Source organism: Streptomyces sp. NPDC021225, assembly GCF_044332865.1.
In the GTDB taxonomy this organism is placed as follows: domain Bacteria; phylum Actinomycetota; class Actinomycetes; order Streptomycetales; family Streptomycetaceae; genus Streptomyces.
On record NZ_JBIRPV010000001.1, the window covers coordinates 1,019,623 to 1,042,042 of the forward strand.

Sequence of the window (22,420 nt, forward strand, 5' to 3'; positions counted from 1 at the left end):
AAGCGGTCAAGCCGTCACGGTACGGAACGACGGGGGAGGGCGCGGCGGTTCCGGCTCGGCGGTTCGCCGACGTTCCGGACCGGTGGCTGTTGTCGGGGCTCAGCGGCCGTTCGGCGCTCAGCAGCCGTTCAGGATGGAGCTGAGGGTGCTCTTCTCGGCGGAGTCGACCGACAGGTTGTAGTAGTACTTCACCTGCACCCAGGCGCGGACGTAGGTGCAGCGGTACGAGGTGAGCGGCGGCAGCCACTCGGCCGGGTCCTTGTCGCCCTTCGACTGGTTCACGTTGTCCGTGACGGCGATCAGCTGCGGGCGGGTCAGGTCGTTGGCGAACGCCTGGCGCTGGGCGGTGGTCCAGCGGCTCGCGCCGGAGTCCCAGGCCTCGGCGAGCGGGACGAGGTGGTCGATGTCGAGGTCGGAGGCGGCGGTCCAGGTGGCGCCGTCGTAGACGGAGCGCCAGGTGCCGCTGACCGCGGCGCAGCTGGAGTCCTGCTGGACGTTGGTGCCGTCGCGCTTGAGGACGACCTCGCGGGTGTTGCAGGCGCCGCTCTGGGTGATCCAGTGGGGGAAGAGATCGCGGTTGTAGCCCGTACGGTCCTCGGTCGCCACGGTCAGCGAGGCGAGGTAGGTGCGGGCGGTGGCGGCACTCACGGGGGTGGGCAGCGCCGCCTGGGCGGCCGGGCCGTTGAACAGGCCGGTCAGCGCGAGCAGACCGGTGGCCGCAGCCAGTACGCTCAGCCGTCGACGCGCGTAGAGCCCGCGCCGGGTGAAGGCATTGCGTATTCGGGACATGCGAACTCCCTTGGAGTGGGGGACGATTCGGCCCGGCCGGAGCCGGGTAACGCGGGGGTAATGCTGTCGCCGGAACGTTTCTCTCCGGGGTGCGACAGGTAACAGATTGGCGACATGGACACGTCATGTCGAGAGGGCCGGGCCAGGCAATTCCCGGCGGGCGCGCGGTTTTGGGTGTATGCCCCGCGTGGTCGGCGGCCTACTGTGAAGCGTGTCCGCCCTCGCAGCCGCCCCCGTCACCGCCGCCACGGCCTCTGCCGGCTCCGCCACCCTGCTCCCGGTCAACCCGGTCCTCGGGATCGTGCTGGGGGTGCTGCTCCTGACCGCCGTGGCCGTCGCCGCCCGGGCCCACCTCGCCGACCGCCGCGACCACCTCTACGCCCGCGCCATCGCCGTCGCGGGGCTGCGCGCCGCGGTCCAGCTGGCCGCCGTCTCGTATCTGATCGGCTGGGTGGTGCGCGCCCTGCCGACGCTGCTGGCCTTCGTCGCGGTGATGTTCGCCGTCGCCGTACGCACCGCGGGCCGCCGCATCACCGACAACCACACCTGGTGGTGGGCCGCGGTCCCGATCGGCGTCGGGGTGGTGCCCGTGATCGCCGTCCTGCTGCTGACCGGTCTGGTCCCGCTCAAGGGCGTCGCCCTGATCCCGATCACCGGCATCCTCATCGGCGGCGCCCTCACCGCGACCGTGCTCGGCGGCCGGCGCGCGCTGGACGAGCTGACCTCCCGCCACGGCGAGGTGGAGGCGGGCATGGCGCTCGGCCTGCCGGACCGGGACGCGCGGCTGGAGATCGCCCGCCCCGCGGCCTCGGACGCGCTGCTGCCGGGGCTCGACCAGACCCGGACTGTGGGACTTGTCACACTCCCCGGCGCGTTCGTCGGCATGCTGCTGGGCGGCGCCTCGCCCGTGATGGCGGGCGCGGTACAGCTGTTCGTGCTGGTCGCGCTGATGGCGGTGCAGGCGGTGGCGGTCTCGGTGGTCCTGGAGCTGGTCGCGCGGGGGCGGCTGCACCGGGCGCGTCGCGTATCCTTGCCGTCAGCAGAAGGGGAGTAGCTCTTCGCCGGACCGTCGACATACTGCCCGCCCCTCGTGGTGCGGGCCGGCGCCCGGAGCGTAGGGCACCCGTCCCGGTGGGGCGGTGCGTACGCCAGCGAGACCTTCGGCCGCAGTGTTCGACGCTGCCGTGCCGAAGCGACCCCTCCCCAAGGGCCCCTCTCGGTGCGGCCCGACCCCCTTGAGGTAGTCAGCCCGTGTTCAGCTTCACCGTCGCCGCCATCGTCTTTGGCGTCGTCTTCCTGGCCGAGCTTCCCGACAAGACCGCCCTTGCCGGGCTGATGCTCGGTACCCGCTATCGCGCCTCGTACGTCTTCGTGGGCGTCGCCGCCGCCTTCGCCGTCCACGTCACCCTCGCGATCGCCGCGGGCAGCGTGCTCGGGCTGCTCCCGCACCGACTCGTCCAGGCGATCGTCGGAGTGCTCTTCCTCGCGGGTGCGGCGGTGCTGCTCCTGAAGAAGGACGACGGCGAGGAAGAGGTCCGCAAGCCTGCCGACCAGAGCTTCTGGAAGGTCTCCGGCGCGGGCTTCATGCTCATCCTGGTCGCGGAGTTCGGCGACCTGACCCAGATCATGACCGCCAACCTGGCCGCCCGCTACGACGACCCGCTGTCGGTCGGCGTCGGCGCCGTGCTCGCCCTGTGGGCGGTCGCGGGCCTGGGCATCGTGGGCGGCCGCACGCTGATGCGGTATGTGCCGCTGCGACTGATCACGAAGGTGGCGGCGCTGGTGATGCTGGCGCTCGCGGGGTTCAGCCTGTACGAGGCGGTCGCGAGCTGACGCGGACGCCTCCGGCCCGGGCGTCGGCCCGGGCCGGAGGCGTCGTCGCGCGTGAGCCGGCCGGTGGCCGGTGAAGTGGGTCAGTCCGTGAAGCGCAGGCGCAGGGCGCCGTCCGGCAGCGCCTCGACGCGGACCTGCTCCAGGTCCCGTACATGCGCGTCCGGGGCGTGGGCCGCGGCCCGGGGGCCGACCCCGACGACCCGCATACCGGCCGCCCGGCCCGCCGCGATGCCCGCCTCGGAGTCCTCGAAGACGACGCAGTCCGCGGGCTCGATGCCCAGCTCGGCCGCGCCCTTGAGGAAGCCCTCCGGGTCCGGCTTGCTCGCCCCCACGCACTCCGCCGTGACCCGCACGCTCGGCATCGGCAGCCCCGCCGCGCCCATCCGGGCGCGGGCCAGCCCCTCGTCGGCGGAGGTGACCAGGGCGTATGGAAGACCCACGAGCGAGGCCAGGAAGGCGGGGGCGCCGGGGATGGGCACGACGCCGTCGAGGTCCGAGGTCTCCCACTCCAGCATCCGCCGGTTGTCCGCCAGGTTCTCCTCCATGGGCCGCTCGGGGAGCAGCACCGCCATGGTGGCGTACCCCTGCCGCCCGTGTACGACCTTGATGACGCTGTCCCCGTCGAGCCCCTGCTCGGCGGCCCAGTGGCGCCAGCAGCGCTCTACGACGGCGTCGGAGTTGACGAGGGTGCCGTCCATGTCGAGGAGGAGGGCGCGGGCGGTGAGCGGGGCGTGGGCCGGCATCGGCGTACTCCAGGGCGCGTGAAAAGAGACAAGTGGCCCCGCCCGCCGGTCAGGGGGTGCGGGCGGAGCCACTTTGTTCCTTCACGATACAAAAAGCGCCGCCCATACGCCAGTGCGCCCGCGAATCCCTGGTGGATCCGCGGGCGTCTCTGTTCTGCCGTCGGCGTTCTGGTGTCGTTCTTTACGGGTCGTCTTACGGGTCGTCGGTCCGCGACTCCAGAGCACGGCGCGTATTGGGTCCGTACACCCCCTTCGGGTCGCCCTCCACGCCGTAGGTGGTCTGGAAGCTGGAGACCGCGTTCCGTACGCCGTCGTCGTACTCGCCGTCCGACGGCCCGAGGTAGATCAGCAGCTGGCCGAGCCGCTTCTGGAGCTCGACCACCTCGGAGCCGCTGTCGCCCTCCTCGAGCACCGGTGGGCCGGTGGGGGTCGGCGTCTCGGTCGGGCCGGGGGAGACGCTGCCGGTGGCGTCGGTCGCCGAGGGCGTGGGCGGGGCGGCCGTTCTGGAGGCCTCATTCGACTTCAGGGTCGTCGGTGCCCGGCTGGGCCGGGCGCTCGGACTCGTTTCCCTGGAGGCGGAGGGCGTCGAGGTGGGGCCGGCGGACGACGACGCCGAGGGCGAGGGGGCGTCGGATGTCTCGTCGTCCTCGGTGGGCGGGTCGTCGGCGGGTGCGCTGGAGCTCTTGTCCGACAGCGCCCGGTCCGCCTCCTGGTCGTTCTTCTTGTCGCCGCCGAGTAAACCGGTGCCGATGGCCAGCGTGCCGGCCACCGCCACCGCGGCGGCCCCCGAGAGCACCGCCACCACCGGGCCCCGCCGGCTCTTGCGGTGGCGCCCACCGGGGCCGGGCGCGGCCACGACGTCGGGAGAGCCGGGGGAGGCGGGGGAGCCGGGGGCGTCGGCTCCGAGCCGTGCGGCCCCGACCGTGGCGATGGGCTGAGTGACGGGCTCGAAGCTCCGGGTCGCCGCGGCGGCCCCCGCGCCGGCTCTCTCCGCTCTCGCTGCGCTCTCCGCGTTCTCCGCGTTCTCCGACTGCTCGGGATCCGCGTCCGCATGGTGGTCGGCATCCTGGCCGTCGCGGACGGATCTGCGGGTCGTCATGCGCTCGAACAGCCGTACGTCGCGGAGCTCGGGGCCGTTGCGGCGGCCTTCGCCGGAGAACGTGACGTATGGGCGCGGGCCCATGGGGTCGTCCTGTATCTCGTCGTCGGGGCCGTTGCGTCTGCCGTCGCGCAGGCCGTCGCGGTCGTCGCGTATGCGGTCCTCGCTGTCGCCCGCCGCCGCGGCGGCCGCGGCGGCGCGCGCTGCACACGCGCAACCGGGGCGGCCGTTGTCGCGCGCCGGCGCGAAGCAGTGCGGGCAGAGGTCTGCCGTCACAAGTCTTTCCCTCCCTGGAGTCGCAGCGATTATGCAGAGCCTGTCATGTTCCGCGCAGCGCTTCCCCCGGAGTCCAGTGCTCCTCGGCAGGCCGTAACGGGGCATAAAGGCGAGGATGGGGGCAGGAAGGAGAGCCATCATGGCGCAGGACGCGAGCCCGGCCCCTGCTCCGGGCCCGGTGGCGGTCGGCCCGGGAGAGGGCCGTACGAGGCGGACGGTCCTCGTGGCGATCGGCGCCCTGCTGCTCGGCCTGATGCTCGCCGCCCTCGACCAGACGATCGTCGCCACCGCCCTGCCCACGATCGTCAGCGACCTCGGCGGACTGGAGCATCTGTCCTGGGTCGTCACCGCGTATCTGCTCGCCGCGACCGCCGCCACCCCGCTGTGGGGCAAGCTCGGCGACCAGTACGGGCGCAAGAAGCTCTTCCAGGCCGCCATCGTCATCTTCCTCGTCGGCTCGGCGCTGTGCGGGCTGGCCCGGAACATGCCGGAGCTGATCGCCTTCCGCGCGCTCCAGGGGCTGGGCGGCGGCGGGCTGATCTCGCTGTCCATGGCGATCGTCGGCGATATCGTCCCGCCCCGCGAACGCGGCCGCTACCAGGGCCTCTTCGGCGCGGTCTTCGGCGCCACCAGCGTGCTCGGCCCCCTGCTCGGCGGGCTCTTCGTCGACCACCTCAGCTGGCGCTGGGTCTTCTACATCAACCTCCCCCTCGGCATCGTCGCGCTCGCCGTCATCGCCACCGTCCTGCACATCCCAGCCCGCGGCGCCCGCCACACCATCGACTACCTCGGCACCTTCCTCATCGCCTGCGTCGCCGCCGCGCTGGTGCTGATGACCTCCCTCGGCGGCGTCACCTACGCGTGGAGCTCCTGGCAGATCGTCGGGCTCGGGGTGGCGGGGCTGGTGCTGCTGGCGGCCTTCGTCCGGGTGGAGGGGCGGGCCGTGGAGCCCGTGCTGCCGCTGTATCTGTTCCGCAGCCGCACCTTCGCGCTCTGCTCGGTCATCAGCTTCGTGGTCGGCTTCGCGATGTTCGGCACCCTGACCTACCTGCCGACCTTCCTCCAGGTCGTCCAGGGCGTCTCGCCGACCCTGTCCGGCGTCCACATGCTGCCGATGGTCTTCGGCATGCTGCTCGCCTCCACCGGCTCCGGCCAGATCGTCAGCCGCACCGGCCACTACAAGGTCTTCCCGATCCTCGGCACCGGCGTCGCCGTCGTCGGCCTGCTGCTCCTGCACCAGCTGAAGCCCTCCAGCAGCGTGGCCGCGACCAGCGCGTACTTCTTCGTCTTCGGCTTCGGGCTCGGCCTGGTCATGCAGGTCCTGGTGATCATCGTGCAGAACTCCGTCCGCTACCAGGACCTGGGCGTGGCCACCTCCGGCGCCACCTTCTTCCGCTCCATCGGCGGCTCCTTCGGCGTCTCCGTCTTCGGCACGATCTTCGCCAACTCCCTCGCCCCGCACCTCACCCGCGTACTGGCCGGGCAGCGGCTGCCCCCCGGCACCAACCCCGGCGCGCTGGGCGCCGACCCGCGGGCGGCGAGGCTGCTGCCCCCGGCGCTGCGGGCGAGCGTGCTGGACGCGTACTCCGTCTCCATCACCAATGTGTTCCTGTACGCGGCGCCGGTCGTGGTCATCGCCTTCGTCCTGGCCTGGTTCCTGCGGGAGGAGCCGCTGCGGGCCAGCGTCACCGCGCCCGAGGCCAGCGAGGTGGTCGCCAGCAACCCCGTCCAGCGCTCCTCGCGCGACGAGGTCGCGCGCGCCCTCTCGGTGCTCGGCAGCCGCGAGGGCCGCAAGCAGGTCTACGAGGACATCACCCAGCGCGCCGGGCTCGACCTCAAACCGGCCGCGAGCTGGATGCTGCTGCGCATGAGCCACCGCGGCGGGGTCGAGCCGTTCCAGCTGATCGAGCGGGCGACCGTGCCGCTGCGGGTCATCACCGAGGCGGCCCGGCAGATCGAGGAGCGGGGTCTTGGCGCACGGGACGGGGTGGCGCTGGTGCCCACCAGGGCGGGGAAGGAGGTGGCTGAGCGGCTCTACCGGGCCCGCGAGGAGTCGCTGACGGAGCTGCTGGGCGACTGGTGGTCCCCGGACCGCCCGACCGACCTGGTCGAGCTGGTGCGGGAGCTGAACCGGGAGCTGTGCGGCTCGGACGGGGAGCGGCCGGACGACGACGGGGACACGCGGCCGCCGGGGCCACGGCGGGCGGCTTAGGCGCAATGCCAGTGACTTTGTGGTGAGTTTGAGACGGCGACACGCCGTCGCTTCGGCGTGTCGGTGTCTCTAACTCACCACAAGTCCATGCCTCGGCCGCGTGCCCCGGCGGTCAGCCGAGGCGGCCGCCGTCGAGTTCCTTGCCCAGCCAGACCTCCGAGTACGGCCCCTCGCAGAACGGCGGCACGTCCGCGTACCCATGGCGCGCGTACAGGGCCCGCGCCTCGGTCAGGTCCAGCCGCGTCTCCAGCACGATCCGCCCGGCGCCCAGCCCGCGCGCGGCCGCCTCGGCCGCCGCGAGGAGCACGGCGGCCGCGCCGAGGCCGCGCATAGTCGGCCGTACGAACATCCGCTTGAGCTCCGCCGTACGGCCGCCGTCGCCGTCCAGCAGCCGCACGCCCGCGCAGCCGGCGGGCTCGCCGCCGCGATGGGCCACCAGGAACGCGCCGTGCGGCGCGGCGAGGTCGTCGCTCGGCATCTCGGCGAGGTGCTTCTCGATCTCCTCGGGGGTCGTGGAACGCCCCTCGTACAGCTCGTACCAGCGGTCGGCGACATCGACGAGGTACTCGCGCAGCAGCCCGGCCGAGACGGGGTCGTCGACCGGGCGCGCGGCGACCGTCCAGGGCGCGCTGGGGCGGGGGAGAGACGTGCTGGTCATGGCGGGCATCCTGACACCCGCCGCCGGACCGCGCACCCGAGTTACCGGGCGGGCCGCGCGGCCCGCCCAGGCCCTGCGGGTCAGCCTGCCGTCCACGGGCGGAGCTTGTCGGGGTTGCGGACGACCCAGATGTGCGTGATCCGGCCGTCTGTGACGTCGAACGCGTACACCGCCAGGATGACGCCCCCGTGCTGGGCCATCAGGCCGGGCCGGCCGTTGACCGTGCGCTCCAGGACCGTCAGGTCGCCGGGTGCCCGGCCGGCGAGCTCGACGATGTACCGCGCGATCCGCTCGCCGCCTTCGACCGGCCGGAGCGCGGCGCTGACCAGGCCGCCGCCGTCCGCGGTGAGGGTGGCGCCGGGGTCGAGGATGCCGATGAGGGAGTCGATGTCCCTTGCTTCCCACGCCTGTTTGAAGTTCCTGACCAGGCCGGCCTGCTGGGCCGCCGGGGCCTCGGGCGGTCCGGAGGCGCGGATGCGGCGGCGGGCCGCGGAGGCCAGCTCGCGGCATGCCGCCGGGGTGCGGCCGGTGATCTCGGCGATTTCGGCGAAGGAGTAGCGGAAGACGTCGTGCAGGATGAGCGCGACGCGCTGGGCCGGGGTCATCGATTCGAGCACGACGAGGAAGGCCATGCTGACCGATTCGTCCAGCGTGACCCGGTCGGCCGGGTCGGCCGGGTCGGCGGTGGTGTGGCCCGGCCGTCCGCTGATCCACTCGGTACGGTCGGGCAGCGGCTCGGGAATCCACTCACCCACGTAGCGCTCGCGCCGGGCCCGCGCCGAACCGAGCAGGTCCAGGCAGATGCGGCTGGCGACCGTGGTCAGCCAGGCGCCCGGCGACTCGATGGCGTCCTGCTGCTGCCGGGACATGGCGTACCAGCGGGCGTACGTCTCCTGGACGGCGTCCTCGGCCTCGGCCAGGGAGCCGAGGAGCCGGTAGGCGAGATTGATCAGCTGACTGCGCTCGCTGATGATCGCGCTCAGGCCCGCGTCGGAGCGGTCGCGGTCGGACCGGTTGTGGCCGGACCGGTCGTGTCCTGGCACCGAGTGGTTGGTCATGGTTCCGGATGCTCCCTGCGTCGGATCTGCCCTCATCAGTCCGACGAGACGGCGCACGCAATTGTCAGGCCGCCGCGCCCCTGACATTCCGGCGGGCCGCGTCGTCGTACTGCTCGAAGGAGCTCACCGGCCAGGAAGCTCACGAGCTCGTGCGAGACATGAAGGAGACACGATGATCAAGATCGGGATCATCCTCGGCAGCACCCGCCCCGGCCGCAGGGGCGAACAGGTCGCCCAGTGGGTCCACGGCGCGGCAGCGCGCCGCACGGACGCGGAGTTCGAGGTGATCGACCTGCTCGACCACCCGCTGCCGCACCTGGACGAGCCGACGCCGGCGGCGATGTCAGCGGGCCGGTATCAACACGGGCACACCAGGGCCTGGGCGGATGCCATCGCCTCGTTCGACGGGTTCGTGATGGTCACCCCCGAGTACAACCACTCCATCCCCGGAGCGCTCAAGAACGCCATCGACTACCTGTGCGCGGAGTGGAACAACAAGGCGGTCGGGTTCGTCTCCTACGGCGCCGCGGGCGGCGCCCGCGCGGTCGAACAGCTGCGGCTGATCTGCGGGGCACTTCAGATGGCCGACGTGACCCCGCAGGTCGCTCTGTCGCTGCTGACCGAATTCGAGAACTACACCACTCTCAAGCCGGGCGACCACAACGCCACCGCCCTGGACGCGCTGCTGGACCAGGTCATCGCCTGGAGCACCGCCCTCGCCCCGCTGCGCACCGCTTCCCCCGTCACCGTCGCCTGACGTCTTGAAAGGATGGGTAGAAATGCCCACGCAACGCGAGATCGAAGAAGTCAAGATCCGGCAGCAGGTCGAGAAGATAGTCGAAGGAATCCGGGCCAAGGATCTCGACGGCCTGAAGCAGCTCTACGCGACGGACGTCGTGTCCTTCGACGTGGAGCCGCCGCTCCAGCACGTAGGGATAGAGGCGAAACTGAAGAACTGGACGAACGCGTTCACGTTCTTCCAGGATGTGAATTACGAAGTTCGCGACCTGACGCTCACCGCGGGCGATGATGTGGCGTTCGGGCACTTCTTCGGCCGGCTCAGCGGCACGCTGAGGAACGGGACGGCGACCAGCGGTATGTGGGTCCGGGCCACTCTCTGCTTCCGGAAGACCGACGGCAATTGGCTGATCGCGCACGACCAGGTTTCCGTGCCGCTCGATATAGCGAGCGGCAAGGGAGTGACCGACCTCGAACCCTGACGACTCGCGGCGGTGACGCCCCGGTCCGTACTGGCCGGGGCCTCACCGGCCGGGGTTCACCCCTCGAAGCGGGCGACGAAGCGGCGCTGCCAGGGGGTCTCCACCGCGCGCGACTTGTAGTGCTCCCTGACGTACGCCACCGCCTCGCCGTTCGGCACCCCGTCCAGCACGGCGAGGCACGCCAGCGCCGTGCCGGTGCGCCCGACCCCGCCGCCGCAGGCGACCTCGACCCGCTCGCCCCCGGCGCGCTCCCACGCCTCACGCAGCGCCTCCCCGGCCGCCGCACGGTCCGCCGGCAGCCGGAAGTCCGGCCAGCGGACCCAGCGGGTCTCCCAGGACACGGCGGGCGGCTCCTTGCCCAGCAGATACAGCGCGAAATCGGGCTCCGGCCCGTCCGGCAGGGGGTGGCGCAGCCCTCTGCCCCGTACGAGTCGTCCTGAGGGCAGCCGCAGCACGCCCGCCGCCGTGGGTTCCCAAGTGGTGGTCATCCGAGCGAGCGTAGCCCTCGCGCCCAGCCCGCCCCCGGGATTCAGCTCAGCGCTAAGAGCGCTGACGGTGTGCACCGCCCAGCGGACCTATGGGGCGTCAGCCGCCGTGACATCGGCGCGAACCAGCCGGTCGTAAGCCACATCGAGCCTGTTCGCGATCTGGTCGACGCCTATGGTGTCAAGGCCCTTCTGCCTCGCGCTCGCAGCCGTCGCGGCCGAGAACGCGGAGTCGAACAGAGCCCACGAGTCAGCCGTGTAGTCGGCCTGCGACGGAGCTCCGACCTTGTCCAGGCTGGTCCGGATCGGTGTCGTGTCCACAGCGCCCTCCACGTGCCCGGAGAAGGTGTTGAAAGCGTCGAGGACGATCTTTCCGGAGGTGAGGACGAACTTCGCCGTGTGCCGGCCGTCAGGCAGTCCGCGGAGCATGTACGTCGCGAGGCGCTTGTCCGTGCTGGACGTCTTCGCGTTCTTTGCGACCAGCTTGCCGTCGACGTAGACATCGAGCACGGCGCTACCGTCATTGCCACCGATGACGTCGATGCCCGTGCCGGTGAACGGAACGGCGAACGACGCGCCGGCCTCCGTGCTCGTCGACGTCGACCTGTACCAGTCCATCGCGTCGCCGAACGAGCTCTTCCTGTTCCACGTGCCCTCGTACCCGACCGAGCTGTCCATGTTGTCGAGCTGCGCGCTGGCGTAGGGCGTGTATCCGTCGACTGTCTCGACCTTCAGATTGTCGAACGCCGTCTTGTAGAAGTCGGTGCCGAGCTTGACGCGGCCTTCCATCTGAGGAGTGGGGTCCTCGTACGTGGAGACGGCTTTTCCGTCGATGAAGGTGGTGATCCTCGCCCCCTTCGCCTCGATGGCGAGACGGTAGGAGTCAGCGGGCGCGACGTTCCCCTTCTTGACCTCCGTGCCGTACTCGTAAAACGTCCAGGTGCCGTTCGCAGCGATGCGGACGTTGTACGCGGCGTCGCCGGCCGCCATGCCCTTCTGCTGGCGGACGCCCAAGGTGGCGAGTCCGCCGTCCTGGTCCGGGAACGAGACGTCGACCGTGGCCTTGTAGTTCTCCCAGCGGAAGTCGCCGACCGTCGTGTTCGGCGTGTTCCGGTTCCAGGCGTGGGTGTCCTTCATGGACTGGTCCATGTACTGGTAGAGCACGTTGTTGCCGCGCGCGTCCTTCCCGACTTCCCAGGCGCCGGTCTGGTCGACCATGTAGCGAGGCTGATTGCCACGCGACTTCAGGTAGGGCTGGGACACCTTTCTCGTGCCATTGCCCGTCCCGACCTGGACATCGCCTTCCTCTTCGTACCCGAAGTCGTCGGCGTACAGAACGTTGTCGCTCGTGTCGCGTTTCTTGCCGGTCGCGTCCGTGTCGAGCACCGTGCGGTTCCCGGACTCGGGCAGACGTTGCTTCACGGCCATGTCGTGGCTCTTGTCGAGCGTTGTCAAGGTGACGATCGACCTGGGCTTGACCGTGTAGGTGTAGTACCCGTTGCTGTCGGGTTGGATCTCGTCGACGAGGTGCTTGAGGTTCGTGCCGTACGCCTGCCCCGCGTCCGCTCCGCGCGTCTCCCAGATCTCCATCGTCGGATCGCCGAGTCGCATGTTCTCGGCTTTGATCCGGTAGGTCTTGGACCGGTCGCTGTCGTTGACGACGACCGTGGAGAAGTCCTTCTTGCGGGGATCTGCGAGCGTCATGTAACTCGGAGCCCCGTTGGAGCCGTCGACGTTCTCGGTGCCGCTGACCCCGCTGTAACTGGCTTCCGGCACGGTGCGCCAGATGCCCGCGGTGTTCGTGTCGTTTTCCCAGCCGGTCTTCGCGAACTGGGTGAAGTGCTGCATCACATAGACGGCCGCGTCGTAGTGGAAGTAGCCCGACCACGGGTCGCGCGCGCTGACGAGTTCCTTGTGGCTGTACTGCGCGCCTTCGTAGAAGGACCCGATCGCCGGTTGGAAGATGTAGTGCGTCCTCTTCGAGTTCGCGTAGCTCTTGACAAGGCGGTTCGCAAGGTCGAGAGCGCTTTGGACGCCACCGATGCCGGTGCTCGTTCCGTTCGGCCCTTCGGTGTTGTTGACGCGGTACTCGGTGTAGCCGAACGAGGCCGTGCCCTCGCTGTACCAGACTTCCTTGTCCTCGTCGTACTTGTTCTCGCCGGTCGCCAGCTTGGTGTACGGGAGGTACGTGTCGCTGCCGGGATCCCCTTCGCGTCGGTCATCGGTGTTGTAGTGGTAGCCCACCGCATCGACCATGTCGAAGAGTTGCTTGTCGCTCAGCAGTGCAGGCCCGATGTTGTGTGTGTTGTTCTCATCGGAGGCGATGATCTTGATTTTCTGGTAGGCCTTCCTGACCTTGTCCTGTTTGCCTGCGGGGATGTTGTAGCGCGGGTTCGCGAAGTCGGTGTCGGTGAGAATCGCGTTCTTGTACCACTTGATGAAGGACTCGTCCGGATCCCGCGTCTCGTTCTTGTCCGGGTCGACGTAGTCGACCATGTACCCGTACTTCTCGTAGGCGTCGAGGATCGTCTCCTTGTACCACTTGTACATTTCATCGGAGCCCGTCCCCTTGTCCCATTCCTTCTGGACCCATTCGGGCATTTCCCAGCGGAGAATCGAGACCTTGAGGTTCGGATTGACCGTCTTGGCGTCGGCGGCCAGCTGGAAGCCCGGGGAACGGGACGAGTCAGCGAGTTCGTCCGGTGTGCGCATGGTCGCCGGATCGGAACCGGTCGACGTGTTCGTGTCCGTTCCCATCTCGATCTTGACATGGTTGATCAGTGGGCTCTTGCCGCCGAACAGAACCCTGATGAGCTGCCAGTACCGTTCGGGGTGTTCCGCCTTGTAGTCCATCAGCAGGTTGCTCGTGCTGTTGCAGCTGAGCACGCCGAGGCCCTTGTAGGTCAAGCCGTTTTTGTTGTCGCTGCGAACGTTGTCTCCGTTGACTATGACCTCCACGGAATCATCCGCGGTGTAGGCGGCAGGGGCGGCGATCACCCCTGCCGTCAGCGCCATTGCGGACGCCGCGGCAAGCGAGATCCACCGGAGTCTTCTCTGTGCGCACATCCGGCTTCGGCTCCTTCTTCTTGTTGGAAGCGGTCGCGCCCCCTGGAAGGGCTCGGCTGTGAACCGGTAGATCAGGCTGCGGCCCTGTATCAGCGGGCCCCGCGCGGCCGTGCCTCCGGGTGGTGGTGGTCGGTACAGGCGGCGCGGCCGCTCGCCTTACACTCCATCAGATGCGCAGGTTCGGCGCCGTGTCGGCGTTGCTGCGGCGGCAACTGTCGTGTGAAGCGCCATGACTTCCTCCTGTACCGGGCGTGTGCCGGCACAGTTCAGTCTCTGCCGTAGTCTGAAGTCAATAACTGTGAACAGAATCGATCGGATTCGAACAGAACCGATCGGATTCGATATGGGGGGTGGTCTCCCCGGTGCCGGCCAGGTAATTCGCGCGACTGGTTGTACCCCGACGAGGCCCGCGCGGCGGCCGAGCGGGCACCGGACGGACCGCTGCGCGCCCACGGCTCACCACTCAGGAATCTGAGCCTGTCGCTTATGGCGCACTGTGTCATGCGCAAAAACGCAACGGCGCCTCATCAGAGGGTGAAGGGATCCTCGTCAAGGCCCCTCTCACCTGACGGCCCGTCGGCCTCGCCGAGCGTGCACGAGTTCATGGCCGCCTGACAGGTGAGACACCAAAGCCGCTAGCCCTCTGGTCGAGGTCAGAGGGCTAGCGATGTTCGCACGGGGCGCATGTCAGTGTTGCTTGGGCCCGGTCTGCTGTACGACCTCGAACGACCACAGCGTGGAGCCTGACGCGGCGGGCTTCTGCTGGGGTGCGCCCTCCCCGCCGCGCTGGTGGGCTGCCTTCATGGGACCTTCCATCCAGGCTTGGAAGTCCTCTTCGCTGCGCCACCTCGTGTAGACGAGGTACGTGTCGGTCCCTTCGACGGGCCGCAATAGTTCGAACCACTCGAACCCGTCTGAGTTCTCGACCGTCCCGGCCCGCGACGCGAAGCGCTTCTCCAGCACCTCGCGCTGCTCCTCGGGGACCGTCAGCACATTGATCTTCACGATGCTCATGTCCCCATCCTGCCTCAGAGCGCTGATCCCGGGCGGGACCGGGCCGCCACAGACTTTGGCGCTTGGCGATGATCCGGCAGGTCCATCAGCGCGAGCCTGGCCGGGTCGATCACGATCCTGATGTCGGTGATGCGGCCGTCGACGACGGTGAACGCGACGACCGAGAGCGGGGTGCCGTCCTCGCGCCAGGAAATGATCCCCGGGAGGCCGTTGACGAGCACCGTACGCCCCTGTGCGGCCGCGCCGGCGGACAGTTGCGCGCCGGCTGCGACCTTGGTGGCGCCGAGAGTGACGACCGCGCCGGACGGGGTGTCGACGGTCAGTTTCACCCCGGGGTCGAGTACTCGCAGCAACCCCTCGAAGTCGCCGCCGCGAGCCGCCGCCAGGAAGGCCTGGACCACCTCTCGCTCCTCCCGTCCGACGCCCGTCGGCCGCTCCATCGCCCGCACCTTCCTGCGGGCGCGGCTGGCGAGCATCTTGGTGGCGGCGGTGGACTTGCCGAGGATCTGGCCGATCTCGTCGAACGGCACCGCGAACAGGTCGTGCAGCACGAACGCCAGCCGCTCGCTCGGCCCGAGCGTCTCCAGGACGACGAGCAGCGCGAGCCCGACCGAGTCGGCGAGCACCGCGTCGTCCTCGGGAACAGGACTGTCGTCGAGCGTCACCATGACCTCGGACAGGCGGTCGTCGTAGAACGCCTCCGGGCGGGCCTGGCGCGATCGCAGGACATCGAGGCTGATCCGGCCGACCACCGTGGTCAGCCAGCCGGCGAGGTTGTGGATGGTCGCCGCGTCCTGGCGGGAGAGGCGCAGCCAGGCCTCCTGGACCACGTCCTCGGCGTCGGCGTGCGATCCGAGCATGCGGTAGGCGACCGAGCGCAGCCGGTCACGCTGGGTCTCGAACGCCTCGGCCATCGGGTCCGCCGGGCTGGTGTCGGACATGTTGTTACCTTCCTCGGCTCTGCTCCGTCACGGGGATGACGGGCCCGCAGGGGCTCAGGTAACCGATGAAGGAGCAGCACCGATGGAAGCACGCATGAACGGCTCGGCGAACCCCGACGTGATCACAGCGATCCAGCATCTCTACAAGGCGATTCACGCCGGGGGCGTCGACAAGCACCTGCTGTCGCTGGTCCATCTGCGCACCAGCCAGATCAACGGCTGTAGCCCGTGCGTCTTCGCGTCGATCGAGTCGGCGAAGAAGGCCGGTGAGACAGACGAGCGGCTGCACCACGTGGTCGCGTGGCGCGAGACGCCCTTCTACACCGAGGAGGAGCGGGCGGCCCTCGCCCTGACCGAGGCCGCCACCCGGCTCCAGGACGGGGCACCGGGCGTGACGGACGAGATCTGGGACGCCGCCGCCGACCACTTCAGCGAGGAGCAACTGAGCGCGATCATCCTGGAGATCGCGATGACCAACTTCTTCAACCGGATCAACCGCACGATCCGGGAGCAGGCCGGCAAGACCTGGTGAGCCGGGCGGGGTGTCTTCATGTCGCGGCCAGGTGGCTGCGGTGGTGCCGTGGGGTCTCGGCCTCGTCGAGCAGGACGAGGGCGAAGTCCGCGTAGGAGATGCGCGCCGCGGTGTCACCGTGTTCGCGGATCTCGTAATGGCCGGTGCGCTCCCCCTCGTGGTCGAAGTCGCCGACTGGGCTGACGTACACCCAGTCCAGCGTGGCGCCTTCGGCGCGAAGCACCTCGAGACCGTCGGCGTGGGCCAGGCAGAAGGGCCGGAACTCGGCGGGGAAACCGGGCATGTCCAGCAGGCGGGTGCCGTCGGGGCCGGGCAGTAGCGATGCGAGCCCAACCGTGACGAGCCGGTCCACCCCGGCCTGCCGCAGGCCCTTGATGAGGGCATGTGCGGCGCTGGTGAAGAATGCCTTCGGGTCGATCACCGCCGCCGTATTGATCGCGGCGTCATGCCCGGCCGCGAGGGCGGCGACGTCCGCCGCGTCGGTGACATCCCCGGCGGCGATCCGTACGCCGTCGTCCGCCAAACTGCTGTAGCGGGACGGGTCGCGGACCACCGCGGTGACCTGGTGTCCACGCCGACGCGCTTCGGCGACAGCCTGCCGGCCGGCCCGGCCACCGGCCCCGAAAATCACGAACCTGCCCATCGTCGGAATACCTCCCGTTGACTCGATGCTCCGGAAGGTATCCGCACGGGCGGTTACCTCCTGGATACCGTGGCCGGCTACCGGCCCCAGCCGACAGGCAGGAGAGATCATGACGCACCGCCAGCCGCTGCCTGCGGACATGTTCGACGAACTGTGTCCGTCCTCGCTGTTGCCCTTCCGCTTCGGCGACAAGTGGGCGGCTCTGATCATTCGCTGCCTGGAAGACGGCCCCCGCCGGTTCTCCGAGCTGCGTGTGCCACTGCACCGCGTCACCCCGAAGGTGCTCACACAGTCACTGCGTGGCCTGGAGCGAGGCGGGCTCGTCTCCCGCACCGTGCACGCCGACCGGAAACTGGGGGTCGAGTACGCGCTGACGCCACTGGGGCGCAGCATGTTGGAGCCCCTGTATTCCGCATGCGCGTGGGCAGCGGAGCACTGGGACGAGCTGCTTGACGCGCGGGAGCAGCACACGACTCCGTAACGGCGGGAGCGGAGATCGCGACTCTCTCGGCTCGTGTCAGTGCCAGGAACTACTGTGGCGAGCATGGTCGAACACGATGCCCTCAGTGCCACCCGCGAGGGCTACGACGCTGCTGCCCCCGTGTATGCGCAGCTGTTCAGCGGCGAGCTGAGTGACAGGCCCCTGGACCGCGCGATCTTGAGTGTCTTCGCCGAGGTTGTCAGCGCGGGTGGCGACGGTCAGGTCGTGGACCTGGGGTGCGGAACCGGCCATATCACCGCTCATCTCGATGAGTTGGGGCTGGCGGTGTATGGCGTTGATGCCTCTCCCGGGATGATCAAGTTGGCTCGGGATGCCTATCCGGGTCTGCGGTTCGACGTGGGCTCGATGGCCGAGGTGAACATCGCTGACGGGGTGCTGGGCGGCGTACTGTCACGCTGGTCCATCATCCATACTCCGCCGCAGGAAATTCCCGCCATCTTGGCGGAGTTCCACCGCGTGCTGGCTCCTGGCGGCCATCTTCTGATCGGCTTTTCGGCCACCGATGATCCGTCCCACCCGACGCAGGTCTTCGATCACGCGGTCGTGCCGGCCTATCGGTGGTGGCCGGATCACCTCGCCGCGCTGCTGCGCGAGGCCGGGCTCGCCGAGGTGGCCCGGATGGTGCGCCAGCCTCAGCCGACCGACCGACGGCAGTTCGAGGAGGTTTACCTGCTCGCCCGCAAAGCCTGAGCAGGGGCTGGAAGCCCGTTGTCAGAGGTGCGCGGTACGGTCCGGGGCATGGCAGCCAGATTCGATCTGACCTTCGACTGTACGGACGCCCAGCGCCTCGCCGAGTTCTGGAAGACGGCGCTGGGCTATGTCGACGAGCCACCGCCTCCTCCCTTCAGGACCCGTGAGGAGTGGCTGGCGCAGTTCGACCTGCCGGAGGACGATTCGGCGGACGACGGGGCGTGGCTCTGCGATCCGGAGGGGGTTGGGCCGCGGCTCTCGATCCTCAAGGTTCCCGAGCCCAAGACGGCGAAGAACCGGCTTCATATCGACGTCCGCGTGCCGGGCCACGGCGGCCCGGAGGAGCGGTGGGCGCGGATGAGGGCGGAGTCGGAGCGGCTGGTGAGGGCGGGCGGGAGCGTGGTGCAGGAGGTTGACGGGCACCACATCCTGATGGCCGACCCCGAGGGCAACGAGTTCTGCGTCGGCGCCGCTTCTGCATGAGGCCCGCGGGGAGGGCGGAGTGGTCAGTCCAGCGGGTCGGGCCACTCGTGCGCGGGCAGCAGATCGCGGAGCCGTGCCGTTCTGTCGCGGCCCAGGACCACTTCGGTGTCGATGTTCGCCCAGTCGATCTGGCGTATGAACTCCCGGCACCGGCCGCACGGGGGGAGGACGTACAGGACGCCCTCATCGTCGCGCCATACCGCGACCACCTTCGCGATCCGGTACTCGCGGGCGGTGACCATGGCGGCGATGGCCGCGTGCTCGGCGCAGAATCCGGTGCCCGATCCGGTGTCGATGCACACGCCCGAGTAGGTGTTGCCGGCTTCGGTGATCAGCGTGGCCCCCACGTTGCCGAACAGCCGCTCACCCACCCGGTGCGGATTCAGCACGGCCTCGGCGGCAGCGATCAGTTCGTCGTTCGACGTAGTAGTACTCATTTCGTGGAGGGTAGCGAGAAGTGGGCCGGGTCCATGAGGCTGCTCCGCCGGGCTCGCCACCACGGCACGAGCTGGACGACGCCGAACGCCACCTCCACGACGAGGAAGAGCCACAGCAGCCGCGGGGCACCGTGGTCCGGGGCGTACGCCAGCCACATGCTGAACAGCGTGCGCGCGGCGCCGTCGTAGAGCCCGTGGACCGGCAGCGGCTTGAGGATCCGCAGGAGTGCCCAGACCACCACGACCGAGCCCATCAGGTTCGCGTACAGGGTCTGCATCGGGTCGAGGGCGGGCAGGACGCCGAGCCCGAGTGCCTCGCCCAGCGACGACAGCGCGTCGTGCACCAGCGCATAGGTCCACGGGGTCGCGAAACCCGCTGTGATGACGAGGTCGTACCAGGCGCTCGCGCGTACGACGCGGAGGTAGGCGTGGTGGGAGGGGGCGAAGAGACGGATCATGACGAGGCTCCTGTCGGGATCACGGCAGCGACGCCTGACGCTAAACGGTGGAGTACTCTCCAAGGTCAAGTCCACGGAGCGGCGGAGGGCCATGCGTATCGGGGAGCTGGCCGCGCGAGCGGGGATTTCCAAGGACACCATTCGCTTCTACGAGAAGATCGGCCTCGTCACGGGTCGACGGCTGGCCAACGGCTACCGCGACTTCCCGCCGGAGACGTTGACCTGGCTGCATTACGTCCGCACCGCGCAGACGCTCGGCTTCTCGCTGGCCGAGATCGCCCGGCACGGCGAGGAACTGCGCGACGCGCCGGACTCGGCCGAGGCGCTGTCCGCGCTGTTCGAGGAGAAGATCCGGGTCATCGACGCGCGGATGGCGGAACTCGCCGAGCTGCGGGCCGACCTCGACGCGCGCGTCGGCACCGGATGTCCGCTGCGGGTGGCCGGGCAGGTGACGGCGGGCTGAGTACCCGGGCCTGTCACGCTCACGTCGGCCACGCCCGGGTGAACCTCGATCACGGCGAATTGACGGCCGGTCACCTTCCGCGTTCCGCCGCCCCGACTGGGGGTGTCCGGCGGCCACGCGGCGGAGCCGCACATCGATGCTGTTCCCCACCCCGCCCCTTCCCGTAACCATGGGCTTCGCCCCTGGACCCCCGGGGGCTGGGGCGGAGCCCCCACGCGGCGGAGCCGCATATCGGCAGGGGCCGGGAAGGGGCGGGGCGGAGCCCCGGTCTCCGGAGGGCCCGCCGCAGGGGTCAGGATCCGACGCCCCGGCTAGGCGCCGGCGGCCGGGCGGTAGGTGCACACCTGCACGCCCGTGTTGCCGGTGACCGTGGAGACCAGCTCCAGCGGGCGCAGCACCCCGTCGTCCGGGAAGATCGTCTTTCCGCCGCCGAGGATCACCGGCATGCGCATCAGCCGGAGCTCGTCGACCAGGCCCTCCCGCAGCAGGGTGCGTACGAGCGTGGGGCTGCCCATGACCGACAGGTCGCCGCCCTCGGCCCTGTGCAGCTCGCGGAGGCGGGGGAGGGCCTGGCCGCCGGGGATGAGCGTGGTGTTCTGCCAGGTCAGTTCGGCCTCGCCCAGGGTCTGGGACACCACGTACTTGCGCATGCTGTTCATCTGGTCGGCGAACGGGTCGCCGGCACGCTCGGGCCACGCCGCGGCCATCGTCTGCCAGGTGCGGCGCCCGAACAGCAGGGCGTCGGCCTTGGACAGGGTGTCCGCGAAGGCGCCGCCCACCACCTCCGGATCGAAGAACGGATGGCTCCAGCCCCCGTGCGCGAAGCCGCCGTCGGTGTCCTCCTCGGCGCCGCCCGGCGCCTGCACGACGCCGTCCAGGCTGATGAACTCACTGATCACGATGCGCATGGGACTCGCTCCCTCTTTCGGGTTTCGGGGTTTACGCCATGAAGACCGCTGAGCCGGTCCGAAGTCATCGCGCCCATGCGATCGGGTGATGTGAGGCGGGCCACACCAAGGGGACGATCAGAGCGTACGGCCGAAGAGGTCCAGAAGCGCGGTCCAGTGGCGCGCGTCCGCGTCGGCGTCGTAGGACGAGGCGTCGGCCTGGGTGTAGCCGTGCTGTGCGCCCGGATACACCTCGGAGCGGTGGCGCACGCCCGCGGCGGTCAGGGCCGCATCGAGGCGCTCGATCTGCTCGGGCGACATCGAGTGGTCCTTGTCGGCGTGGCCGAAGTACAGCTCGGCGGTGATGCGGTCGGCGACCAGGTGCGGGCTGTCGGGGGCGTCGGTGGCCAGGCCGCCGCCGTGGAAGCCGCCCACCGCCGCGACCCGGTCGGGGAACTCACCGGCCGTGCGCAGCGCCAGGCGGGCGCCCATGCAGTAGCCGGTGATGCCGACCGGCCCGTCCGTGGCCTGCGGGCAGTCGGCCAGCCAGCCCAGATACGCCCCGGCGTCACGCGCGATCCGCTCGGGGGTGAGCGCCTGGATCATGGGCATGAGCTGCTGGAAGATCTCGGGGCGCCCGGTGAGGTCGATGAAGTCGGGGAGTTCCACGATCGGGGCGCGGTGGTTGCGGTAGAAGACGTTGGGGACCAGCACGGTGTAGCCCGCCCCGGCCAGGCGGTCGGCCATCTTCTTCAGCTGCGGGCGCACCCCGAAGGCGTCCATGTAGAGCAGGACCGCGGGGTGGGGGCTGTTGTCGTCGGGGTGGGCCAGATAGGCGTCGGCGGTGCCGTCCGGGGTGGGGATGTCCACGGATGTTCCGTGCACGGCGGTCATCGGCGTCGCTCCTTTTTCTGTTGAGTTTCTGCCCAATATGTCTTGTGCGACTGTTGGGTATTCGGGGTGGGACGTGTGCGGGCCGCTTTGCGGCTTCCTTCCCGGCGATTCAAGAAACGCCCAAGGTTCCCGCACGTTCCCACCGGCACGGTGGTCGAAGTCGGCCAGTCGGCCGCATCACCGTACCGGGAGGGAACCACCGATGAAGCGCACACCGCTCATGATTTCCGCCGTCCTCGCCTCGTCGATGGCCGTCATGGCCACGGCGACCACGGCGGAGGCCGCCACCCGCCCCGCCATCGCGAAGTCGATACTCAACCACCGGGGCATATCCCTGGCCACCACGCACGAAAGTGGCGTGCGGGACAAGGCGAACGCCAAGCAGAACATCGTGGACACCGCTGCCGGGCGGAAGGCCAAGCGCAGCAGCTACGGCACCGCCCCGGGTCGGTCGGTCACGCTCAACAAGACCATGCTGAACGCGATGCTGAAGCTGAACACCGCAAAGCGGTTCACCTTCAGGGTCACCGAGGTCGCGGGCGGCAGTCACTCGCGCGGCTCGAAGCACTACGCGGGCCGGGCCTTCGACGTCGGCACCGTCAACGGCAAGCGGGTCAGCACCTCGGGGGCGGGCTACAACAACGCCAAGAAGTTCATGCGGGCGTGCCGGTCCTACGGGGCCGTGCTCGTGCTGGGCCCCGGAGACGCGGGTCACTCCACCCACGTCCACTGCCAGTGGTGACGGCTCCGGTGCTCCGTGTGATGGAGGCCGATTAGCCGAGCGCCCCGACCCCCTGGTGAAATTGGGGTGGACCTCGCGGCTCGTCCGGTCGACTGAGCGGTACTTTTCGGACAACCCTCGACGGCGGTCAGGTGACGAGGGGTATTCCGCGTCTGATTACAGGGCTCAGTAAGGTCTCAAACATCCGGATCGAGCGACAAGAGCGAGTGGGGGAGCGGCAGGGCGTGGCGAACGCGGAGCGAGGCGGACTGCGGAGATCCCCGGATACGGGGCCCCGCCCCGGCGCCGTCGTGGC

25 protein-coding genes are annotated in these 22,420 nt (G+C 69.6%); 11 read left to right on the top strand and 14 right to left on the bottom strand.

Annotation, left to right across the window (positions count from 1 at the left end):
- Nucleotides 1-117 precede the first annotated feature (117 nt).
- Nucleotides 118-789: an HNH endonuclease family protein gene (locus tag ACH4S9_RS04705; RefSeq protein ID WP_358844031.1), complete on the bottom strand. Its 672-nt coding sequence runs from the start codon at nt 787-789 to the stop codon at nt 118-120.
- A gap of 211 nt (nt 790-1,000) precedes the next feature.
- Here ACH4S9_RS04705 and ACH4S9_RS04710 point away from each other — a divergent pair, with 211 nt between their 5' ends.
- Both ACH4S9_RS04710 and ACH4S9_RS04715 read left to right on the top strand, forming a co-directional pair.
- The gene (locus ACH4S9_RS04710; protein WP_311722794.1) at nt 1,001-1,843 is read left to right on the top strand and encodes an ABC transporter permease; all 843 of its coding nucleotides are present in this window, start codon (nt 1,001-1,003) and stop codon (nt 1,841-1,843) included.
- A gap of 197 nt (nt 1,844-2,040) precedes the next feature.
- Entirely contained in the window at nt 2,041-2,622 is a 582-nt protein-coding gene (locus ACH4S9_RS04715) for a TMEM165/GDT1 family protein (protein ID WP_311722795.1), read from the top strand.
- A gap of 80 nt (nt 2,623-2,702) precedes the next feature.
- Here ACH4S9_RS04715 and ACH4S9_RS04720 read toward each other — a convergent pair whose 3' ends face one another.
- Complete coding sequence (locus ACH4S9_RS04720) at nt 2,703-3,365, bottom strand: HAD-IA family hydrolase (protein WP_398369799.1); 663 nt, start codon at nt 3,363-3,365, stop codon at nt 2,703-2,705.
- A 193-nt stretch (nt 3,366-3,558) separates the two neighbouring features.
- Nucleotides 3,559-4,740, bottom strand: coding sequence for a peptidoglycan-binding protein (locus ACH4S9_RS04725; RefSeq protein WP_398369801.1), 1,182 nt, complete (start codon nt 4,738-4,740; stop codon nt 3,559-3,561).
- Between the two features lie 139 nt (nt 4,741-4,879).
- Here ACH4S9_RS04725 and ACH4S9_RS04730 point away from each other — a divergent pair, with 139 nt between their 5' ends.
- Nucleotides 4,880-6,952, top strand: coding sequence for a DHA2 family efflux MFS transporter permease subunit (locus ACH4S9_RS04730; RefSeq protein WP_398369803.1), 2,073 nt, complete (start codon nt 4,880-4,882; stop codon nt 6,950-6,952).
- Between the two features lie 112 nt (nt 6,953-7,064).
- Here the strand turns inward: ACH4S9_RS04730 and ACH4S9_RS04735 are convergent, their stop codons facing one another.
- Both ACH4S9_RS04735 and sigJ read right to left on the bottom strand, forming a co-directional pair.
- Entirely contained in the window at nt 7,065-7,610 is a 546-nt protein-coding gene (locus ACH4S9_RS04735) for a GNAT family N-acetyltransferase (RefSeq protein WP_311722799.1), read from the bottom strand.
- 80 nt (nt 7,611-7,690) lie between these two features.
- On the bottom strand, nt 7,691-8,668 hold the full coding sequence (gene sigJ, locus ACH4S9_RS04740; protein ID WP_311722800.1) for an RNA polymerase sigma factor SigJ: 978 nt from the start codon (nt 8,666-8,668) through the stop codon (nt 7,691-7,693).
- Between the two features lie 172 nt (nt 8,669-8,840).
- On the opposite strand from sigJ, the gene ACH4S9_RS04745 reads away from it, so the two are divergent.
- Together ACH4S9_RS04745 and ACH4S9_RS04750 are read left to right on the top strand one after the other, a co-directional pair.
- Entirely contained in the window at nt 8,841-9,425 is a 585-nt protein-coding gene (locus tag ACH4S9_RS04745; RefSeq protein ID WP_385341792.1) for an NADPH-dependent FMN reductase, read from the top strand.
- 22 nt (nt 9,426-9,447) lie between these two features.
- The gene (locus tag ACH4S9_RS04750) at nt 9,448-9,888 is read left to right on the top strand and encodes a YybH family protein (protein WP_385341790.1); all 441 of its coding nucleotides are present in this window, start codon (nt 9,448-9,450) and stop codon (nt 9,886-9,888) included.
- Nucleotides 9,889-9,944: 56 nt separating this feature from the next.
- Here ACH4S9_RS04750 and ACH4S9_RS04755 read toward each other — a convergent pair whose 3' ends face one another.
- From ACH4S9_RS04755 to ACH4S9_RS04770, 4 genes are all read right to left on the bottom strand, one after another.
- Entirely contained in the window at nt 9,945-10,376 is a 432-nt protein-coding gene (locus tag ACH4S9_RS04755) for a protein-tyrosine phosphatase family protein (RefSeq protein ID WP_311722803.1), read from the bottom strand.
- A gap of 87 nt (nt 10,377-10,463) precedes the next feature.
- On the bottom strand, nt 10,464-13,439 hold the full coding sequence (locus ACH4S9_RS04760) for a GH59 galactosidase (protein WP_398369807.1): 2,976 nt from the start codon (nt 13,437-13,439) through the stop codon (nt 10,464-10,466).
- A 687-nt stretch (nt 13,440-14,126) separates the two neighbouring features.
- Entirely contained in the window at nt 14,127-14,453 is a 327-nt protein-coding gene (locus tag ACH4S9_RS04765) for an antibiotic biosynthesis monooxygenase (protein ID WP_352131289.1), read from the bottom strand.
- Between the two features lie 14 nt (nt 14,454-14,467).
- The gene (locus ACH4S9_RS04770; protein ID WP_398369810.1) at nt 14,468-15,394 is read right to left on the bottom strand and encodes a sigma-70 family RNA polymerase sigma factor; all 927 of its coding nucleotides are present in this window, start codon (nt 15,392-15,394) and stop codon (nt 14,468-14,470) included.
- An 82-nt stretch (nt 15,395-15,476) separates the two neighbouring features.
- Here ACH4S9_RS04770 and ACH4S9_RS04775 point away from each other — a divergent pair, with 82 nt between their 5' ends.
- Complete coding sequence (locus ACH4S9_RS04775; RefSeq protein WP_311722808.1) at nt 15,477-15,926, top strand: carboxymuconolactone decarboxylase family protein; 450 nt, start codon at nt 15,477-15,479, stop codon at nt 15,924-15,926.
- A gap of 16 nt (nt 15,927-15,942) precedes the next feature.
- Here the strand turns inward: ACH4S9_RS04775 and ACH4S9_RS04780 are convergent, their stop codons facing one another.
- A complete protein-coding gene (locus tag ACH4S9_RS04780) occupies nt 15,943-16,569 on the bottom strand; it encodes an NAD(P)-dependent oxidoreductase (RefSeq protein ID WP_398369812.1) in 627 nt (208 codons plus the stop codon).
- Between the two features lie 109 nt (nt 16,570-16,678).
- On the opposite strand from ACH4S9_RS04780, the gene ACH4S9_RS04785 reads away from it, so the two are divergent.
- The 3 genes from ACH4S9_RS04785 to ACH4S9_RS04795 all read left to right on the top strand — a co-directional run bounded on the left by ACH4S9_RS04785 (nt 16,679) and on the right by ACH4S9_RS04795 (nt 18,244).
- Nucleotides 16,679-17,050, top strand: coding sequence for a winged helix-turn-helix transcriptional regulator (locus ACH4S9_RS04785; protein ID WP_385341765.1), 372 nt, complete (start codon nt 16,679-16,681; stop codon nt 17,048-17,050).
- 63 nt (nt 17,051-17,113) lie between these two features.
- Nucleotides 17,114-17,761: a class I SAM-dependent methyltransferase gene (locus tag ACH4S9_RS04790; protein ID WP_398369815.1), complete on the top strand. Its 648-nt coding sequence runs from the start codon at nt 17,114-17,116 to the stop codon at nt 17,759-17,761.
- Nucleotides 17,762-17,809: 48 nt separating this feature from the next.
- Nucleotides 17,810-18,244: a VOC family protein gene (locus tag ACH4S9_RS04795; protein ID WP_398369817.1), complete on the top strand. Its 435-nt coding sequence runs from the start codon at nt 17,810-17,812 to the stop codon at nt 18,242-18,244.
- A gap of 23 nt (nt 18,245-18,267) precedes the next feature.
- Here ACH4S9_RS04795 and ACH4S9_RS04800 read toward each other — a convergent pair whose 3' ends face one another.
- Nucleotides 18,268-18,681 (bottom strand): cytidine deaminase family protein, encoded by a 414-nt coding sequence (locus tag ACH4S9_RS04800; RefSeq protein WP_398369819.1) that lies wholly within the window; start codon nt 18,679-18,681, stop codon nt 18,268-18,270.
- Nucleotides 18,678-19,139, bottom strand: a complete 462-nt coding sequence (locus tag ACH4S9_RS04805) for a hypothetical protein (protein ID WP_398369821.1) — start codon at nt 19,137-19,139, stop codon at nt 18,678-18,680. Before ACH4S9_RS04805 ends, ACH4S9_RS04800 begins: the two co-directional genes overlap by 4 nt.
- Before the next feature lie 91 nt (nt 19,140-19,230).
- Between ACH4S9_RS04805 and ACH4S9_RS04810 the strand changes: the two genes are divergently transcribed.
- Entirely contained in the window at nt 19,231-19,602 is a 372-nt protein-coding gene (locus ACH4S9_RS04810) for a MerR family transcriptional regulator (protein WP_398369823.1), read from the top strand.
- A gap of 311 nt (nt 19,603-19,913) precedes the next feature.
- Here ACH4S9_RS04810 and ACH4S9_RS04815 read toward each other — a convergent pair whose 3' ends face one another.
- Together ACH4S9_RS04815 and ACH4S9_RS04820 are read right to left on the bottom strand one after the other, a co-directional pair.
- On the bottom strand, nt 19,914-20,510 hold the full coding sequence (locus ACH4S9_RS04815; RefSeq protein WP_385341752.1) for a dihydrofolate reductase family protein: 597 nt from the start codon (nt 20,508-20,510) through the stop codon (nt 19,914-19,916).
- Nucleotides 20,511-20,627: 117 nt separating this feature from the next.
- Nucleotides 20,628-21,383 carry a dienelactone hydrolase family protein gene (locus ACH4S9_RS04820; RefSeq protein WP_311722817.1) on the bottom strand — a complete coding sequence of 252 codons (756 nt, stop codon included), beginning with the start codon at nt 21,381-21,383 and terminating at the stop codon, nt 20,628-20,630.
- Between the two features lie 202 nt (nt 21,384-21,585).
- Here ACH4S9_RS04820 and ACH4S9_RS04825 point away from each other — a divergent pair, with 202 nt between their 5' ends.
- A complete protein-coding gene (locus tag ACH4S9_RS04825; protein ID WP_385341748.1) occupies nt 21,586-22,125 on the top strand; it encodes a hypothetical protein in 540 nt (179 codons plus the stop codon).
- Nucleotides 22,126-22,420 lie beyond the last annotated feature (295 nt).

Coding starts and splice junctions, on each gene's coding strand:
- ACH4S9_RS04705 (WP_358844031.1), bottom strand. CDS start 789: ATGTCCCGAATACGCAATGCCTTCACCCGGCGCGGGCTCTACGCGCGT.
- ACH4S9_RS04720 (WP_398369799.1), bottom strand. CDS start 3,365: ATGCCGGCCCACGCCCCGCTCACCGCCCGCGCCCTCCTCCTCGACATG.
- ACH4S9_RS04730 (WP_398369803.1), top strand. CDS start 4,880: ATGGCGCAGGACGCGAGCCCGGCCCCTGCTCCGGGCCCGGTGGCGGTC.
- ACH4S9_RS04735 (WP_311722799.1), bottom strand. CDS start 7,610: ATGACCAGCACGTCTCTCCCCCGCCCCAGCGCGCCCTGGACGGTCGCC.
- sigJ (WP_311722800.1), bottom strand. CDS start 8,668: ATGACCAACCACTCGGTGCCAGGACACGACCGGTCCGGCCACAACCGG.
- ACH4S9_RS04745 (WP_385341792.1), top strand. CDS start 8,841: ATGATCAAGATCGGGATCATCCTCGGCAGCACCCGCCCCGGCCGCAGG.
- ACH4S9_RS04750 (WP_385341790.1), top strand. CDS start 9,448: ATGCCCACGCAACGCGAGATCGAAGAAGTCAAGATCCGGCAGCAGGTC.
- ACH4S9_RS04755 (WP_311722803.1), bottom strand. CDS start 10,376: ATGACCACCACTTGGGAACCCACGGCGGCGGGCGTGCTGCGGCTGCCC.
- ACH4S9_RS04760 (WP_398369807.1), bottom strand. CDS start 13,439: ATGTGCGCACAGAGAAGACTCCGGTGGATCTCGCTTGCCGCGGCGTCC.
- ACH4S9_RS04765 (WP_352131289.1), bottom strand. CDS start 14,453: ATGAGCATCGTGAAGATCAATGTGCTGACGGTCCCCGAGGAGCAGCGC.
- ACH4S9_RS04770 (WP_398369810.1), bottom strand. CDS start 15,394: ATGTCCGACACCAGCCCGGCGGACCCGATGGCCGAGGCGTTCGAGACC.
- ACH4S9_RS04775 (WP_311722808.1), top strand. CDS start 15,477: ATGGAAGCACGCATGAACGGCTCGGCGAACCCCGACGTGATCACAGCG.
- ACH4S9_RS04780 (WP_398369812.1), bottom strand. CDS start 16,569: ATGGGCAGGTTCGTGATTTTCGGGGCCGGTGGCCGGGCCGGCCGGCAG.
- ACH4S9_RS04785 (WP_385341765.1), top strand. CDS start 16,679: ATGACGCACCGCCAGCCGCTGCCTGCGGACATGTTCGACGAACTGTGT.
- ACH4S9_RS04790 (WP_398369815.1), top strand. CDS start 17,114: ATGGTCGAACACGATGCCCTCAGTGCCACCCGCGAGGGCTACGACGCT.
- ACH4S9_RS04795 (WP_398369817.1), top strand. CDS start 17,810: ATGGCAGCCAGATTCGATCTGACCTTCGACTGTACGGACGCCCAGCGC.
- ACH4S9_RS04800 (WP_398369819.1), bottom strand. CDS start 18,681: ATGAGTACTACTACGTCGAACGACGAACTGATCGCTGCCGCCGAGGCC.
- ACH4S9_RS04805 (WP_398369821.1), bottom strand. CDS start 19,139: ATGATCCGTCTCTTCGCCCCCTCCCACCACGCCTACCTCCGCGTCGTA.
- ACH4S9_RS04810 (WP_398369823.1), top strand. CDS start 19,231: ATGCGTATCGGGGAGCTGGCCGCGCGAGCGGGGATTTCCAAGGACACC.
- ACH4S9_RS04815 (WP_385341752.1), bottom strand. CDS start 20,510: ATGCGCATCGTGATCAGTGAGTTCATCAGCCTGGACGGCGTCGTGCAG.
- ACH4S9_RS04820 (WP_311722817.1), bottom strand. CDS start 21,383: ATGACCGCCGTGCACGGAACATCCGTGGACATCCCCACCCCGGACGGC.
- ACH4S9_RS04825 (WP_385341748.1), top strand. CDS start 21,586: ATGAAGCGCACACCGCTCATGATTTCCGCCGTCCTCGCCTCGTCGATG.